Origin of the sequence: Methanosarcina flavescens (assembly GCF_001304615.2) — an archaeon.
Taxonomy (GTDB): Archaea; Halobacteriota; Methanosarcinia; order Methanosarcinales; family Methanosarcinaceae; genus Methanosarcina; species Methanosarcina flavescens.
In genome coordinates this window covers 962,376-978,686 of record NZ_CP032683.1, presented here as the reverse complement: position 1 = coordinate 978,686, position 16,311 = coordinate 962,376, and the positions used below count along the sequence as shown (strand labels likewise).

Annotated in this window: 15 protein-coding genes; 14 read left to right on the top strand and 1 reads right to left on the bottom strand. The window is 42.4% G+C overall.

The genetic code is table 11. The features are described 5' to 3' along the window. Positions 1-68 precede the first annotated feature (68 nt). The 13 genes from AOB57_RS04410 to AOB57_RS04350 all read left to right on the top strand — a co-directional run bounded on the left by AOB57_RS04410 (position 69) and on the right by AOB57_RS04350 (position 13,827). The gene (locus AOB57_RS04410; protein WP_054299193.1) at positions 69-1,247 is read left to right on the top strand and encodes a radical SAM protein; all 1,179 of its coding nucleotides are present in this window, start codon (positions 69-71) and stop codon (positions 1,245-1,247) included. Between the two features lie 756 nt (positions 1,248-2,003). Beyond that, positions 2,004-2,333, top strand: a complete 330-nt coding sequence (ahaH, locus tag AOB57_RS04405) for an ATP synthase archaeal subunit H (protein ID WP_054299192.1) — start codon at positions 2,004-2,006, stop codon at positions 2,331-2,333. Beyond that, on the top strand, positions 2,326-4,275 hold the full coding sequence (locus tag AOB57_RS04400) for a V-type ATP synthase subunit I (protein WP_193726277.1): 1,950 nt from the start codon (positions 2,326-2,328) through the stop codon (positions 4,273-4,275). The genes ahaH and AOB57_RS04400 overlap by 8 nt, the downstream gene beginning before the upstream one ends. A 4-nt stretch (positions 4,276-4,279) precedes the next feature. Further along, on the top strand, positions 4,280-4,522 hold the full coding sequence (locus AOB57_RS04395) for an ATP synthase (RefSeq protein ID WP_054299190.1): 243 nt from the start codon (positions 4,280-4,282) through the stop codon (positions 4,520-4,522). A gap of 204 nt (positions 4,523-4,726) precedes the next feature. Beyond that, positions 4,727-5,278, top strand: coding sequence for a V-type ATP synthase subunit E (locus tag AOB57_RS04390; protein ID WP_054299189.1), 552 nt, complete (start codon positions 4,727-4,729; stop codon positions 5,276-5,278). 6 nt (positions 5,279-5,284) lie between these two features. Next, complete coding sequence (locus AOB57_RS04385; RefSeq protein ID WP_054299188.1) at positions 5,285-6,367, top strand: V-type ATP synthase subunit C; 1,083 nt, start codon at positions 5,285-5,287, stop codon at positions 6,365-6,367. Then, the gene (locus AOB57_RS04380; RefSeq protein ID WP_054299187.1) at positions 6,367-6,669 is read left to right on the top strand and encodes a V-type ATP synthase subunit F; all 303 of its coding nucleotides are present in this window, start codon (positions 6,367-6,369) and stop codon (positions 6,667-6,669) included. The genes AOB57_RS04385 and AOB57_RS04380 overlap by 1 nt, the downstream gene beginning before the upstream one ends. Further along, entirely contained in the window at positions 6,660-8,396 is a 1,737-nt protein-coding gene (locus AOB57_RS04375; protein ID WP_054299186.1) for an ATP synthase subunit A, read from the top strand. Before AOB57_RS04380 ends, AOB57_RS04375 begins: the two co-directional genes overlap by 10 nt. Positions 8,397-8,398: 2 nt before the next feature. After that, a complete protein-coding gene (locus AOB57_RS04370) occupies positions 8,399-9,781 on the top strand; it encodes an ATP synthase subunit B (RefSeq protein WP_054299185.1) in 1,383 nt (460 codons plus the stop codon). Between the two features lie 5 nt (positions 9,782-9,786). After that, entirely contained in the window at positions 9,787-10,416 is a 630-nt protein-coding gene (locus AOB57_RS04365) for a V-type ATP synthase subunit D (protein ID WP_193726290.1), read from the top strand. A gap of 13 nt (positions 10,417-10,429) precedes the next feature. Then, positions 10,430-10,597 carry a hypothetical protein gene (locus AOB57_RS04360; RefSeq protein WP_054299183.1) on the top strand — a complete coding sequence of 56 codons (168 nt, stop codon included), beginning with the start codon at positions 10,430-10,432 and terminating at the stop codon, positions 10,595-10,597. 250 nt (positions 10,598-10,847) lie between these two features. Beyond that, positions 10,848-13,151, top strand: a complete 2,304-nt coding sequence (gene hypF, locus AOB57_RS04355) for a carbamoyltransferase HypF (RefSeq protein WP_054299182.1) — start codon at positions 10,848-10,850, stop codon at positions 13,149-13,151. Between the two features lie 220 nt (positions 13,152-13,371). Beyond that, the gene (locus AOB57_RS04350; RefSeq protein WP_054299181.1) at positions 13,372-13,827 is read left to right on the top strand and encodes a DUF1699 family protein; all 456 of its coding nucleotides are present in this window, start codon (positions 13,372-13,374) and stop codon (positions 13,825-13,827) included. Positions 13,828-13,857: 30 nt separating this feature from the next. Here AOB57_RS04350 and AOB57_RS04345 read toward each other — a convergent pair whose 3' ends face one another. Then, on the bottom strand, positions 13,858-15,111 hold the full coding sequence (locus AOB57_RS04345; RefSeq protein WP_054299180.1) for a coiled-coil domain-containing protein: 1,254 nt from the start codon (positions 15,109-15,111) through the stop codon (positions 13,858-13,860). A 694-nt stretch (positions 15,112-15,805) separates the two neighbouring features. Here AOB57_RS04345 and AOB57_RS04340 point away from each other — a divergent pair. Continuing rightward, the gene (locus AOB57_RS04340) at positions 15,806-16,213 is read left to right on the top strand and encodes a DUF1699 family protein (RefSeq protein ID WP_054299179.1); all 408 of its coding nucleotides are present in this window, start codon (positions 15,806-15,808) and stop codon (positions 16,211-16,213) included. The last annotated feature ends 98 nt before the right edge of the window (positions 16,214-16,311 follow it).

Genomic DNA, 16,311 nt, shown 5'->3' with positions numbered 1-16,311 from the left:
TATCATTTAGTATTTATCAAATCTAATAAATCTTCCAATTTTTGCTACTAACTTTACCAGGTGTGTCCATGCGAGTATATGATAGTCCGGTGCTTAAGGTAAATGCCAGTACAGAAAACGAGAAAATGGTGCTTGATGCAGAAGGTCCTCTTTCCCAGCTTGCAAAACCCTTCCTCAAGCGCATAAACACCATCTTTGCAGAAGAAAAACCCATCTCAGTAAATGAGAACGAGATTATTTTTTCTACATGGATCCCACCTATTCCGGGGCCTGTTTTCAGTCGTGTGATAAGTGCTGAGATCGCAGCCATCAGAAAAAAAAGAGTTCCTGATCAACTCTCAATAGGAATTACTGCCCGCTGTCCCAATCGCTGTATTCACTGTGGAGCAGCCGATATTAAGCCCGAAAGGGAATTGACCCTGGATGAGATTTCCGGGGCTGTGAACCAGAGCCTGGATCTGGGGTCTTATCTTATCTCTTTCGATGGAGGGGAGACCATGCTCCGAAATGACCTTGTTGAGATGGTAACTAGAGTGGATAAATCAAGGGCAATTGCTACCTGTTTTACCTCAGGTTTCAGGTTTTCCGAAGAAAGGGCAAGGGAGCTCAAAGCAGCAGGTCTTTATGCTTTAAGAGTCAGCCTAGACAGCCCAATTGAGGCCGAACACGATCGCATTCGGGGACGAGAGGGGGCATATAGGGATGCGGTTGCCGGAATAAAGAATGCAAAAACTGCCGGAATCCTTACTGATATGTTTGTGGTCGTTTCCCCTCACAATATCGATGACCTTGAAGAATTTTATAACCTTGCAGTTGATCTTGAGATGCATGAGCTCTCCCTCTATGAGATAATTGCAGTCGGACGCTGGCTTGATCATGAGGATGAGGTCATAACTGAGAAAGATGTATCACGACTTGAGAGATTCCAGAAATCAATGAATTCCAGATCTGAGGGTCCTAGAGTTACCGCGTTCCCATATTTTATGGGTCCCAGCTTATTCGGTTGTTTTGCGGGTAAACGCTGGATGCACATTGCTTCGGACGGGGAAGTTATGCCGTGCGCCTACACTCCTCTCTCTTTTGGAAATATCTGTGAAGACTCCCTGGAAGCTATCTGGAAGCGTATGGGTAAGCATAATGCCTACAGAAAGGATGCTGCTTATTGCATGATGCGCAACCCCGATTTCCGAAAGGAATATATCCATACGATCCCTCAGGGTGCACGGATCCCTTACAGGCTTAAATAACATCTTTTATGTTATTTTTTAATTCTATTTTTTAATTGCCTGACTGATGAATAAACGCTTTCAGGGCTTTTCTCCTGAAATGCTCCTTTTTTAGCTGAAAATAGACTGGATTTTCAAATTGAAAACTTAATACTGAAGTGTGCATACTGAATTCGCATATCATTGGAGACCGTACAGGAGCTTATTTTAGTAAGTCGGCTTTTTAAAGGTTTAATTTCCCTGAGTTTAGGCACAACTAAATGAAAATTTTTACAATCTTTGCTAGACAAAACCACTTCTGTGTTTTAGTTTAAAAAGTCTTTAAATGCTTCAATTTGCCTGAAAAAAGAGCTAAAATGTCTTTTACGAAATAATCTATTTATAATTTTTTAATTAAAATTAATACAGTTCTGAGTATATTTTCTGAATTTTATCTCAGTAATTAGGGTTATGCTTTACATTCTATGTTCAGATAATTAACTTGATAAATTTTCATTACTTAATTATATTTCATTGTCGGGTTCCAATAATTTTTTACTGTTATATTTAATCTTTTTCATTTAATTCGTATATTTTGCTATTTATATTTCTTATTTTCTTAAAAATTTCTTATACATTGGATACATCACGATTTTTCATTATATTAACTCTCCTCTTCTTTGATAAAACCGAAGCTGTTATATAGTTCTTTCGCAAAGGATTTGTTAACTACATCCATTGGAGTAGGGATTTTTAATTATTAATTTATATATTAAATTTTGAGAGACGGAGATTCACATGGCTAAAAATGAAATCTTATCTGAAATAAAAAAAGCTGAGGAAAGCGCCAAGTTAATGGTTGAAGAGGCCATTGATGCTAAAAACAAGCGCATTTCCGATGCTCGGGCTGAAGCCAGGGAAATCCTGAAACAGGCCGAAATTGATGCACATAAAGCTTCACAAGACTCTTTTAAAGAGGGTGAAAAAAAGATCCTGGAGGAAAGAGATAAGATCATCAACGATGGTGAGAAAAACGCATTAGCCATGTCCCAAAAAGCTCAAGCTAACATCGACAAATCCGTCAATTACCTTGTACAGGAGTTTGAGAGGGCGGTCCTTAATGAGTAGACCTAAAGAGATGACAAGGGCCGTTATTGTCGGGCACAAAAGCATTCTAAAAGAAACCATCGATGCATTGCATGATATAAATCTTTTTCACATCGAAGACTTTGTTGAAGACGAGTCTGGTTTTAAGATCAGCAAGCCATTTAAAAACGCAGAGGAAGTCTCTAAAAAGCTTGTGAAGATCCGTTCTATCGCCAATTATTTGGGGATTGAAAGCAAAAAACCGGTAGTTCAGAAATCTGACGCTGTTCTGCGCGAACTTGACTCGAAGTTGAATGAGCTGGACAGGACAATTTCAGCTAAAACAGAATCAATTTCCCAGCTTGAAAATGAATTAAAGGATCTGGATTCTCAGAAAAAGGAAGTCCTCCCTTATCTGTCCATAGATCTCGACTTCGATTATTTCCGTGGCTACGAAAGCCTGAAGGTTTTCGCAGGCACTGTAAAAAGCAGCCTGGAAGCAAGTCAGATTTCGAGCATCACACAAGCTTACGAACTGTACTACGACCCTCAATCAAAAGCAGTTGTACTGTTTGTAGCTAAAAATGATGCTGACAAAGTCTACGAATTACTTCAGGGTCTTGGATTCAAAGAACTTAGAGTTCCAGACAGAGGTGGTGTCCCAAGCGAACTATTAAGATTCATTGAACAGAAAGAAGCCGAAGTCACTAGAAGGATCGAATCCTTAAAGGGTGAAATTGAGTCCTTGAAATCCAAGTACGCCGATTTTCTCCTTGCAAGCGACGAGGTCCTGAGTATCGAGAGTCAGAAGGCAGAACTGCCTCTTAGAATAGCTACATCTGCAAACGCGTTCATAATCGATGGCTGGACTCCAACTGAAGATTATGACAAAATTGTCAGTGTAGTTAATAGTGCCACTAATGGCAAGGCATATGTCACCAGCCTCGAAGTTAATGAAGAGGAAGAGGAGCATGCCCCTGTCGAATACAATAACTCAAAAGTTGTGGCACCGATGCAGGAGATTATGGATCTGTATTCCAGACCCAAATATACTGAAATTGATCCATCATCAGCGATTTTCATAACCTTCCCGCTGATTTATGGAATGATTCTCGGAGACATCGGATATGCACTGATACTGGGAACGCTTGCAATAGCTGTCAAAACACTGGTAAAATCAGACGCAGTCAAGCCTCTCATGAATATTCTACTCTATTGTCAGATATCGGCATTTATATTTGGAATTCTTTATGGTGAGCTCCTGGGATTCCCCTTGGCGAGTACACATGGAGAACATGGTACGGTGCCAGGTTTACTTCCATTCTGGGAAACAATAACCCTGTTCCCCTCAATTGGAGGCGAGGAATTTACGTTCCCGATTCACAGGTCTCACATGGTAATGACTATGATTGCAATAAGTGTCTTTGTGGGACTGATTCATTTAAACCTTGGTTTCCTGTTCGGATTTTCAAACATTGCTAGGAACCATGGAATGAAACATGCGGTCCTTGAAAAAGGCAGTTGGATCATTATCGAGCTTGGTGCGCTCGTTGCAGTTCTCGGCTATTTTGGCGGTACTTCGGTGCTTACTTATGCAGGTGCTCTTATTCTCGTTATCGGCGTTGTTATGCTCACTATGGGTGAAGGTATCAAAGGTCCGATCGAGTTGCCATCTCTTATGGGTAATGCACTTTCATACGCCCGTATTATAGCAGTAGGACTGTCTTCGATCTACATCGCAGGCACGGTAAATGATATTGCATTCGAGATGATTTGGGCTGATCATTCTCAGATCGGCTTCACAGCAATAGCTGCAATACTTGTGTTTATACTCGGACATAGCCTTAACAGTGTTCTGAGTATTATCGCTCCCGGGCTGCATGCACTCAGGTTGCAGTATGTAGAATTCTTTGGAAAATTCTATGAGGGCGGGGGCAGAAAATTCAACCCATTCGGATATATAAGAAAATACACGGAGGAATAAAAAAATGACAGACGGAGCAACAGCAGGTCTCTTTTTAGACGCAGAAGGAATGAAAGCACTTGGTGCATCAATCGCAATCGCAGTAACTGGTCTTGCATCTGCAATAGCTGAAAAAGATATCGGTACAGCAGCAATCGGCGCAATGGCAGAAAACGAGGGATTATTCGGTAAAGGTCTGATCCTTACTGTCATTCCAGAAACCATTGTTATCTTCGGTCTTGTCGTTGCACTGCTTATCAACCAGTAATTTTACTAAATTTAAGAGCTTTCGCTCTTAAATCTCTTAGAGCATTGTTCTAAGCTTACTCGGGCTTTTTTCCTTACCGAGTAAGCTTGGAACAGCTATGGTGCTCTAAGTTCCCCTTAGGTATCGTTGCACTCTAAGCAGCTTAGAGTTTTGCTCTAGGCTTTAGAGCACTTTTTTGCTCTAAATTTATTTGGAGGTGTAAGCATGGGACTAGAGATCGTTGTAAAAGACATCCAAGAGGGTGCAAGAGCTGAGGTTTCCCGTATAAAAACCGAAGGCGATGCAAAGGCCTCCGAGATCATAAATGAAGCTAAAGAAATACAGAAGAAAATGCTCGGAGACAGCCTTGCCAAAGCGGAAGAAGACCTCCAAAATCTGCACCAGCAGGTCATATCAAGTGCAAACCTGGAAGTAAAAAGAATTACGCTTAACAAGCGTAAGGAACTTCTAGATAAAGTTTATAACCAGACAGTTGAAAAAATCAAGTCAATGCCAGCATCCAAAAAAGAAGAGCTGTTGAAGCATATTCTCAACAAGTACGAAGCAAGTGGTGCTAGAGTTTACTCTTCTAAGGAGTCAGAAGAAGCTGTCAAAAAGTTAACTTCTCTATCTTACGCTGGCAATATTGATTGCATCGGCGGAGTTATTCTGGAAAACGAAGACGGAACAATCAGGTTAGATTTCACATATGATTCAATCCTGAAAGACGTATATGAACGTTCATTGAAGCAGATATCAGATATATTATACGGGTGATGTTTAATGCCGCTTTTGGAGAATCTCTGGGGGAGAAAACCCTCACGAAAATCCGATAAAAAGAAAAAAGGCAGTTCTAACTATGCTTATGCCGTAACCCGTGTCCGCGCGATGAAAAGTAAGCTGCTTCCTAAAGAAACGTACCCTCGACTTCTTAATATGGGGATTGACGAGATTACCCGCTTTATCCAAGAGTCTGAATATAAAAACGACGTTGACGAACTGGCAATGAGATATAGTGGTGGCGATCTGGCAGAACATGCATTGAACAGGAATCTTGCGTTAACCTATGATAAGTTGGTAAGAATAACTACAGGAGAACTGAACTATCTCATTGTTGCATATCTAAAAAGATATGACATCTGGAATATTAAGACACTTCTCCGTGGTAAATTCTACAACGCATCTGTTGAAGATATCCTGGAATCTCTGATTGCTGCCGGGGAGTTTACTTACACTTCTATGTCAGAACTTGCAGCAAAGGCTACATACCAAGAAATCATTGATGCCCTGAAATATACCGAGTACTATCCCTTGCTGCAGAAGTTTGACGGAACTAATCTAGCATATATAGAAAACGAACTTGACAAGATGTATTATGTAGGCTTGTTTGAAGCAATCGGAAAACCAAGAACCAAGGACCGCAAGCTCTTTACCAAGGTTGTCAGACTGGAAGTAGATGTTAAGAACCTTATAAATCTCTTCAGGCTGAAAAAAGCAGGAGTTACTCAGCTTGATGACATCATGCCCCTAATGATTGAAGGTGGTCTCGAGTTAGATACCCAGAAACTGGCGTCTCTACCATATGACGAGTTTGTTAATGAGCTTCAAAGAACTCAGTACTGGGATGCAATCTCAGGCGTCGCAGGTTCGGACGTGACTTCTCTGACTGCTCTTGAGAGCAAGCTCACAAGATACTATCTTGAATCTTCAACCATTCTTTCGCATGTAGCTCCGATCACAGTTGTACCTATTCTGGACTATATCATTCATAAAAATAATGAGGCTAACAATCTCCGGATCATTTTCAGAGGTAAAGAGACTGGCCTCAGTGATGAGTTAATCAAAGACCAGTTGGTGATTATTTAATGGAATTAGCAGTGATTGGAAAGAGCGAGTTTGTTACAGGATTCAGGCTGGCTGGTATCAGTAAGGTTTATGAAACCGCTGATATCCAGGCTACTGAGTCCGCTGTAAGATCTGTGCTTGAAGATAGAAGTGTTGGGATCCTTGTAATGCATAATGATGACATTAGTAATCTGCCGGAAATTCTAAGGAGAAACTTAAATGAGTCTGTCCAGCCCACAGTAGTGGCGCTAGGAGGTAGCGAAACAGGCTCAAATTTAAGAGATAAAATAAGACAAGCGGTAGGTGTTGATTTGTGGAAGTAAAAGGCGAAATTTATCGTGTGGCTGGGCCTGTAGTCACCGCCATCGGCTTGGACGCAAAGATGTACGACCTTTGCAAAGTCGGTCACGAAGGGCTGATGGGTGAAGTCATCCAGATAGTAGGAGACAAGACCATCATCCAGGTTTACGAAGAGACAGGAGGCATAAGGCCAGGAGAACCCTGTATAAGTACAGGTATGTCTCTGGCAGTAGAGCTCGGTCCAGGTCTTCTTTCCAGTATTTATGATGGGGTTCAGAGGCCACTGCATATCCTGCTTGAAAAGACTGGCGGTTTCATTGGCAGAGGGGTTACTGCAGATGGACTTGACCACAAAAAACTCTGGGAATTCAAGCCTGTTGTCAAAAAAGGCGACCATGTAAATGGTGGAGATGTAATTGGTGTTGTTCAGGAAACCGTGAACATTGAACACAAGGTTATGGTACCTCCTCACATCTCTGGTACAGTTGCTGATATAAAGAGCGGAAGCTTTACTGTTGTAGATACAGTATGCACCTTAACTGACGGGACAGAGCTGCAAATGATGCAGAGATGGCCAGTCAGGACACCAAGGCCAGTAAAGAGAAAACTTACTCCTGAAAAGCCTTTGGTAACAGGGCAGAGAATCCTTGATGGACTTTTCCCTGTCGCAAAGGGAGGCACTGCTGCAATTCCAGGACCTTTCGGATCGGGAAAAACCGTTACTCAGCAGCAGCTTTCAAAGTGGAGTGATACCGAGATTGTGGTTTACATCGGCTGCGGTGAACGTGGAAACGAGATGGCAGACGTTCTGTGGGAGTTCCCGGAACTTGAAGACCCGCAGACTGGAAGGCCACTTATGGAGCGTACCATCCTTGTGGCTAATACTTCAAACATGCCTGTAGCTGCAAGAGAAGCGTCTGTGTACACAGGAATGACACTTGCGGAATACTACCGTGATATGGGATATGACGTCTCTCTGATGGCAGATTCCACCTCAAGGTGGGCAGAAGCTATGAGAGAAATCTCCTCTCGTCTTGAAGAAATGCCTGGTGAAGAAGGTTACCCGGCATACCTGTCTGCAAGGCTGGCAGAATTCTACGAGCGTGCTGGGGTTGCTGAGACCCTCTGTGGTGAGAAAGGTTCAATTACTGCCATCGGCGCGGTATCCCCTCCAGGCGGTGACTTCTCCGAGCCTGTCACTCAGAACACCCTGCGTATCGTGAAAGTATTCTGGGCTCTGGATTCAAAGTTATCCCAGAGGCGGCACTTCCCAGCAATCAACTGGCTGAACAGCTATAGCCTGTATAAAGAAGATCTTAATGACTGGTTTACTGCCAACGTGGCTCCCGACTACGTTTCCATGAGGGAAAAGGCAATGGATATGCTGCAGACCGAATCCGAACTGCAGGAAATCGTGCAGCTTGTTGGTTCCGATGCGCTGCCGGAAGAACAGCAGCTTCTGCTTGAAATTACCCGTATGATAAGGGAAATTTTCCTGCAGCAGAATGCATTCCACCCAATAGACACCTACAGCCCGTTTGCAAAACAGTACAGGATCATGCAGGCCATCATGAAATGGGGAGACGCTGCAATGGATGCCCTGAAATCAGGTGTACCTTCTTCAGAAATCCTCAAGATGGAATCAAAGGACGATCTTCCCAAGGTCAAGTTCGAAGAGGATTTCGATGGTTCTTTGAATGCGGTCCTTGCAAAGATGGATAAGGAATTTGCAGCCCTGGGAGGTAAGTAAGCATGGCAAAAGAGTATAAGACAATCAGTCAGATTGCAGGGCCTCTTATCTTTGTCGAGAAAACAGAGCCTGTAGGTTATAATGAAATCGTTAACATTAGAATGACTGATGGAACTGTTCGCAGAGGTCAGGTGCTGGACTCTTCCGCCGATATTGTGGTTGTCCAGGTTTTCGAGGGTACTGGTGGGCTTGACAAAGATTGCGGTGTAATCTTCACCGGAGAAACCCTGAAGCTTCCTGCATCCATTGACCTTCTCGGCAGGATCCTATCCGGTTCAGGAGACCCTAGGGACGGTGGACCAAGGATTGTGCCCGACCAGTTGCTGGATATCAACGGAGCTGCAATGAATCCGTACGCCAGATTGCCTCCTAAAGACTTTATCCAGACAGGTATCTCTACAATTGACGGGACAAACACTCTGGTTCGTGGGCAGAAACTGCCTATTTTCTCAGCATCAGGTCTTCCGCACAATGAAATTGCTCTGCAGATCGCAAGGCAAGCTACTGTGCCCGGTTCCGAAACTGCTTTCGCAGTGGTATTTGCAGCAATGGGTATTACTAATGAGGAAGCCCAGTACTTCATGAGTGACTTTGAAAAGACAGGCGCTCTGGAGAGGGCAGTTGTGTTCCTTAACCTGGCAGACGACCCTGCTGTCGAACGTATAGTTACTCCGCGTATGGCTCTCACTGCAGCCGAGTACCTGGCATACGAGCACGGTATGCACGTTCTCGTCATCCTGACTGACATTACCAACTATGCAGAGGCTCTCCGTCAGATGGGTGCTGCCCGTAACGAGGTGCCTGGACGTCGTGGATATCCAGGTTATATGTACACTGACCTCGCGACTCTCTACGAGCGTGCAGGTATTGTCAAGGGTGCGAAGGGATCAGTTACTCAGATTCCAATTCTCTCAATGCCTGGTGACGATATTACCCACCCGATTCCTGACCTTTCAGGGTATATTACTGAAGGCCAGATCGTGGTTGCCAGAGAACTGCACAGGAAGGGTATTTACCCGCCAATTAATGTGCTGCCGTCTCTGTCAAGGCTGATGAACTCAGGTATCGGAGCCGACAAGACAAGGGAAGACCACAAGGCGGTTTCTGACCAGTTGTATGCAGCTTATGCCGAAGGGCGTGATCTGAGAGGTCTCGTGGCAATCGTCGGTAAGGAAGCTCTGTCCGAAAGAGACACCAAGTTCCTCGAGTTCGCAGATCTCTTTGAGGATAAGTTTGTCCGTCAGGGAAGAAACGAAAACAGGACAATCGAAGAGACTCTGGAGATTGGATGGCAGATTCTCACTCACCTTCCTGAGAATCAGTTGGGTAGGATTGACAACAAATATATCCAGAAATATCACCCAGCACACAGAAAGAGTAAGTGATTGACATGGCTCAGCAGGACGTAAAACCAACTCGGTCGGAGCTAATTAATCTCAAGAAAAAGATCAAACTGTCTGAAAGCGGGCACAAGCTCCTGAAGATGAAAAGAGATGGTCTTATCCTTGAGTTCTTCAAGATCCTTAACGAAGCAAGGAACGTCAGAACCGAGCTGGATGCTGCCTTTGCAAAAAGTACGGAAAAAATCAATCTAGCCTCTGCTGTGAATGGAATGGTTGCAGTCAGATCAACTGCCTTTACAGCAAAGGAGTCTCCTGAAATCCAGCTTTCAGGGCACAACATTATGGGTGTTGTGGTGCCAAGGATCAGCTCTACTGGAGTTCGCAAATCCCTCTACGAGAGAGGCTACGGTATTATCGGGACAAACTCGTATATCGACGAGACTGCTGATGCCTATGAGGACCTTGTAGAAAAGATCATTACCGCTGCAGAGCTGGAAACAACAATGAAAAGGCTCCTTGATGAAATCGAGAAGACCAAGAGACGTGTAAACGCTCTCGAGTTCAAGGTCATTCCCGAACTCATGGAAACCATGAAGTTCATCCGTTTCGCCCTTGAAGAAATGGAAAGGGAAAACACCTTCAGGCTGAAGAGAGTCAAGGCAAGAATGAGAGATTAATCTTGATTTGAACATGGCAGCGTGCAACGACCGACCGAATCTGGTTGAAAGAGCAATATATAAGTTAGGTGAACCCGAAAACCAGGCCCGCCTGTTACAGGTGGCCTGGAGGATTTCCTTTTTAATGATGGTTATGGGGTTCATCATTATAATAAAAACAATTTATCCCGAGTTTATGTGACCTGAATTTCAGGATAAGAATAGTCCTGAAACCGGTCACAAACTTTTGTTTTGTATGAGATTACCTAAATCTAGCATGTAATTTTTATACCTGTTTTCGGTAAATACTATTTCCTGCTATCGTTTGATTTAATTTTGCATATGTTTAATTTTAAAACATCAGTTCAAAATTTCAATCTACTAGTAATACTGCTGAAAGCTTTTAATTACTTAGAAAGCTATTTTAACGACAAACTCAATCTTTATTTTATATGAAAAACGAAGCAAGGCTTCTCCATATTACCGGTACTGTGCAGGGGGTAGGCTTTCGCCCTTTTATATATCAGATTGCAAAGGCTCACGGACTTTTCGGATATGTGAAAAATCTGGGAAACTATGTGGAGATCCTTTTGGAAGGGAACCTGGAAAGCCTTGATAATTTTCTTGGAGATCTCCTGGAAAAAAAGCCTCCACTCGCTAAAATTACGGAAATCAAAACAAAAGATGTCCCTGCTTCCGGGTATTCTAAATTTATTATCTTGCCCAGTGAATCTGGAGTTTTTGAAAATTCCATAATCCCCCCAGATACGGCTATTTGCGAACAGTGCAGGTCTGAAATTTTTGATCCTTCTTCGAGGTACTATCGTTATCCCTTTACAGTCTGTACAAACTGCGGTCCTCGATATACGACTGTTCGAACCCTCCCTTATGACCGGGAAAACACCACAATGGCAGATTTTCCTCTCTGCCCAGAGTGTGAGAAAGAGTATACTGACCCTCTTAATCGAAGGTATCATGCCCAGCCTGTCTGCTGCCCAAAATGCGGGCCGGAGATCTGGCTTTCGGATACAGAGGGGAATATACTGGCAAAAGGCTATAAAGCAATTGTATATGCCTCGGATTTCCTCCAGCAAGGTTCAATCCTTGCTATAAAAGGTTTTGGAGGTTTTCATATTGCCTGTAACGCGCGAAAGGAGGAACCTGTAAAGGAACTCAGAAGGCGGTTAAAGCGCCCGGAACAACCTTTTGCAGTTATGGCAAAAAACGCCGGGGTTGTGGAAACTTTTGCAGAGGTTGAAGGTACAGGAGGGGTGTGTCTGACATCTTACCGCCGCCCTATTACCATACTTCCCAGGTCAAAGAAATTCAATTTGGCTGAATCAGTTTCTCCAGGCCTGCACAACATCGGTGTAATGCTCCCCTATACAGGCACGCAGAGTCTGCTTTTTGACCGCATGCCTGATGCTGTATACGTTATGACCTCGGCAAACCTGCCGGGGAGGCCTATGGTCATCGAAAATAAAGAAGCGCTTGAAAAACTTAAGGGGATTGCCGATTTTTACCTGCTGCATAATAGAGTTGTTGCAAACCGGAATGACGATACTGTTATCCGGATTGTAAATGGGCAAGCAGCTTATATCCGGCGTTCAAGAGGCTTTGTACCCGAACCTGTAGAACTGCCTTTTGATGTCGAGGCTTCCATTGGCGTAGGAGCTGAGATGAACTCCACGGTTACTGTAGCAAAAGGAAAATTTGCCTATATCTCTCAGTATATCGGCAATACCAGTTATGTGGAAACCTTCAAATATCATTCCGAGGTTGTCAGGCACCTTATCCAGCTTACCGGAATCGAACCTCTTCACTGGGGTTGTGACCTGCATCCCGCTTTTAACACAACTCGTTTTGCGCTGAAGATGGGAGGGGAAAATACACTTAAAATTCAGCATCATATTGCCCACATGCTCGCACTTATGGCTGACAACTCCCTGCCTCTGGATTCAAGGATTCTTGGTATAGCCCTTGATGGTGTCGGATACGGCAGTGACGGCACTGTCTGGGGAGGAGAACTTTTTGAATCTTCTTATTTGGGACATGAACGCGTTGGGCATTTACTTCCCCAGCCAATGCCTGGGGGAGATCTTGCATCGAAAATACCATCAAGAATGGTTCTGGGCATCCTTTTCGGGAAGCTGGGGAGAGAAGAGCTTGAAAAACTTCCACTTACTTTTCCGCAAGGAACTATGGAATTCTCAACTGTAATGAAACAGCTTGAGACAGGGGTAAATGTCATCCAAAGCAGCAGTACAGGCAAAGTACTTGATGCAGCTGCTGCGATGCTCGGGATCTGCGGAATAAGGACCTATGACGGGGAACCGGCAATGAAACTAGAATCTGCCGCGAGAATGAGTACACATGCCGTTGACCTTCCAGTGATCATCAGAAAAGACAGGAGTACAGGTGTTCATGTACTTGACACAACCGAGCTTCTTCTGGGAGTATATGAACTTTCCGGAATGTATCCCTCTTCTGATCTTGCTTTTGCGGTTGAGGAAAGTCTTGCAAAAGGAGTATCAGAAATTGCCACCTCTCTTGCGGCAAAAAAGGGACTTGAGATGATAGGCCTCAGTGGAGGGGTTGCCTATAATGATCACATTACCTCGTGCATTGCAAGAAACGTTAGAGAAGCAGGTTTTGAATTTCTGGCTCATCGCCAGGTTCCCTGTGGAGACGGATGTATTTCCTTCGGGCAGGCTCTTGCGGCAGGGTTGAGCATAAAGCCCGAGGAAGAATTCTGAGAAAAGTCCTGATTAACCGATATCCGATCTTCTGAGTGAATAAGTTTGTATTTATTCCCAGAGGCTCATATCTGGTACTCTTCCAGCATTCTTACTCATAACTATTTCTTTTTTAGCAGACTTTGAATACCAGTTTTATCATTGTGCTGAAATTTGATCAGAAAGACTGAAATACAAAATTAAATAAATGATCCATGCTTAGATATGAGTGGGAGCATAAATGGGGCTAGGTAGTGTACGCATCAGAGTCGTGACAAAAAGAGATGAAATTTCCGGCCTTAGAGCAGATGAGAAGGCAGTACACCTTGCTTTTAGACCATCGGACCGAGATCTTTTCAGTCTGGTCAAGGCATGTCCAGGCATAGAATTACTTCAACTTCCCGCATCTTCCTATGAAGGACTCTCAAAGTTTATCAGAATGTACCTTGCTTCTTCAGGTATTCATCTTGTAAAAGGAGATGTCAGCGGGCACTGGCATGATCTTAATAATTATTTTGTAATACCCGCTTACGTGCTTGAAAAAATAAAAGAATTGAAAGTTCAGGGAAGAACCGAGGAAGAGATTATCGGGGAGGTTATGAATCTAAGGAAAATTAGTCCTGATATGATTCTCCACCTGCTTCACAGTTCATTCCCTGCACCGGGCTCAGAACGGTCACGAATGAATAAAGTTTAAATAGAAGTTCCTGTTTTCGCTTCCTGCGGCTTACAGGCGTTTCCACCATTTTCTTGAGGCTTTCTGTTCTTCTATCTGCTTTAGCCCTTCAGACGCAAGTTTCTGTTGCATTCGATATTTTCGGTTTTCTTCACTAACCTTTGAAAATGCTTCCTCTTTACTTGCAAGTGTCACTTTTAACTGCTTTATGAGTTCTTCTCTTTCTCTAAGCTGGACTACCAGTTTTTCTTCTCCTGCATAGTCTGAAAGCTGTTTCTCAAGCTTATTTACTTTTTCTTCAGCCGTGACAAGCATAGCCTCCAATGTATTTATTTTCCGTTCTTTCCCGGTAAGTTTTTCTTCAATTTTTCTCATTTCTCCGACCTTTGAGATGACCTCTTCCGCCAGCGTCTTAAGATCTTTATCTTTTATGGAGATATTTTCTCTAAGGTCTTCGATTTCTTTTTCTTTTGCCAGAAGTTTCTCTGCAAGGATGTTTATTTTTTCTCCTTTCTCCCTGAGTTCCTCAATAAGTCTTTCTATCTTTTCTTCTTTTTCTATGATCCTGGATTCAAGGTTCACAGTTTTTTCACTTTTATCCGCCAATTTCTCCTGAAGGGATCGCAGTTCCGAATCTTTATCCAGAAGAAGCTTTTCGCGCGCTTCAAGCTCTTTTTTTAATCTATCCAGATCTTCTTCTTTGCCCTTAACCTGTTCACAAAGTGCTTTTATTCTCTGGGATTTTTCCTCAAGCTCGACCTCCAGCTTTTTCCATTCAGGCTGCTTGGGATCAGGCTGGAAATGAAGGGAATTCGACCCTAAAATTTCTGTGTTTTCTTGCGCAGTAAATGCCGGGGAAATCTCTTTTTCATCATGAGAAGCCTGTGGCTCTTTTTCATTGGAGAGAAGACTTATTTGCCCTCTGGCGTTTTCACAGATTCCAGACCAGGCAAGAATGGAAGCTATCGGGGTTACTCTCTTAAGTACAGTATCGCCTATACTGCAACCATAAACTTTGCTCGCAATATGACCTTCAAGTGTGTCCAGGCCAAGGTTAGAGTCACCCAATCTCGAATTTGTCGCGTTTCCTTTCTTTACCTTTCCACCATTTTCCCTTATAAAGTTAACAGCTTCGGAAAAGATTTCCCAGGGAAGAAATGGCTGGGTTTTCAGGTTGTCAACATAGACTCCATCCACTTCGGACCGAGCTTCAAAAAAACGTTTCCCGCTCATCAGCGGAATCTTTGCCGGATTTCCTTTCTTATCAAACTGATTTTTTATTTTTGAGATAACAGGATCTTCCATGCGCGAGCCTCTTCAAAATAGTATATGGAGTATAATGAATACGACATTTTATAAAAATTGTGCGATTTTCCAGGTATCTTTAAAATTAATTGACTGCTTTTTAAGTTGTCAGCTCTTTCTTTTATTGTTGAATTCTCATATTTCAGATCGATTTTTTATAATTGGCTTTTAGATAGGCTCCTTAAATATTAGTTGACTCTTTTAGATACGCTCTTTAAATACTAGTTGATTCTTTATTATTAGCTAATTTTAAAATGTCAGTTAACTTCTAAAAATTTTATAATTTCATAATCTTAGTTAACTGTTGAATATTATGTAATTTTAAAATATCGATTAATTTTAAAATGCTGGTCAGTTTTAAAATATAATTTCATCTTGAAATTTTAGCTAATTTCTAAAAATTTAAAACTGCCCTGACCTAAAGGAAAATAGATAATGTTCAGTAAAAAAGTCTGATTTTTGTGGGTTTTGTTCTGCAGGTTTTCTGTGAAATATCCTCAAATATTTCGTTATGTCTTGCTAATAATACTGTTCTACATATTGATTTTTGTTATTTAGATCTTAGTTTTACTAAAATATACGAAAAATCGAAAATAAAAATTGTTTTTAAATGATTCAAGTAATATAGAAAAATATTTAATGAAGAATTTTTTACTATCATACAAAAAAAATAGGTAAATCTGGAGGATTAACTTTGAAAATAAGGGTTGTGAGTTCAAGAGATGAAATCTTTACACTGAATCCAAATGAAAGAATAGTGCATCTGGCTTTCAGGCCTTCAAATAAGGATATATTTTCGCTGGTTGAGAACTGTCCGAAGATTGAAGTTATACAGCTTCCTAAATCTTACAGGCGTACGGTTTCTAAATCTATAGAAATGTTCCTTGAAATGCAGCGTATCCAGCTCATCGAGGGTGACGTCTGGGGCCACAGGAAAGATATAAACGAGTACTACCGTATTCCTTCGTCAATCATTGAAGAAATAAGAGAACTCAAAACTGAGGGTAAGTCTACTGAGGCTATTGAGGAGAAGATCTCAAGGGAAAGCAAACTTAATCCTCAGATGGTTGCTTACATCCTTCGAAAGGATGTTACAGCCTGAGGAGCTGAAGCAGTAGCTTTAACTTCTCTTTAATTTATTTCTTTTAAGTTTTTCACATGTTATTTTATAATTCAGGCTTTTCTTCATCATTCCGATTC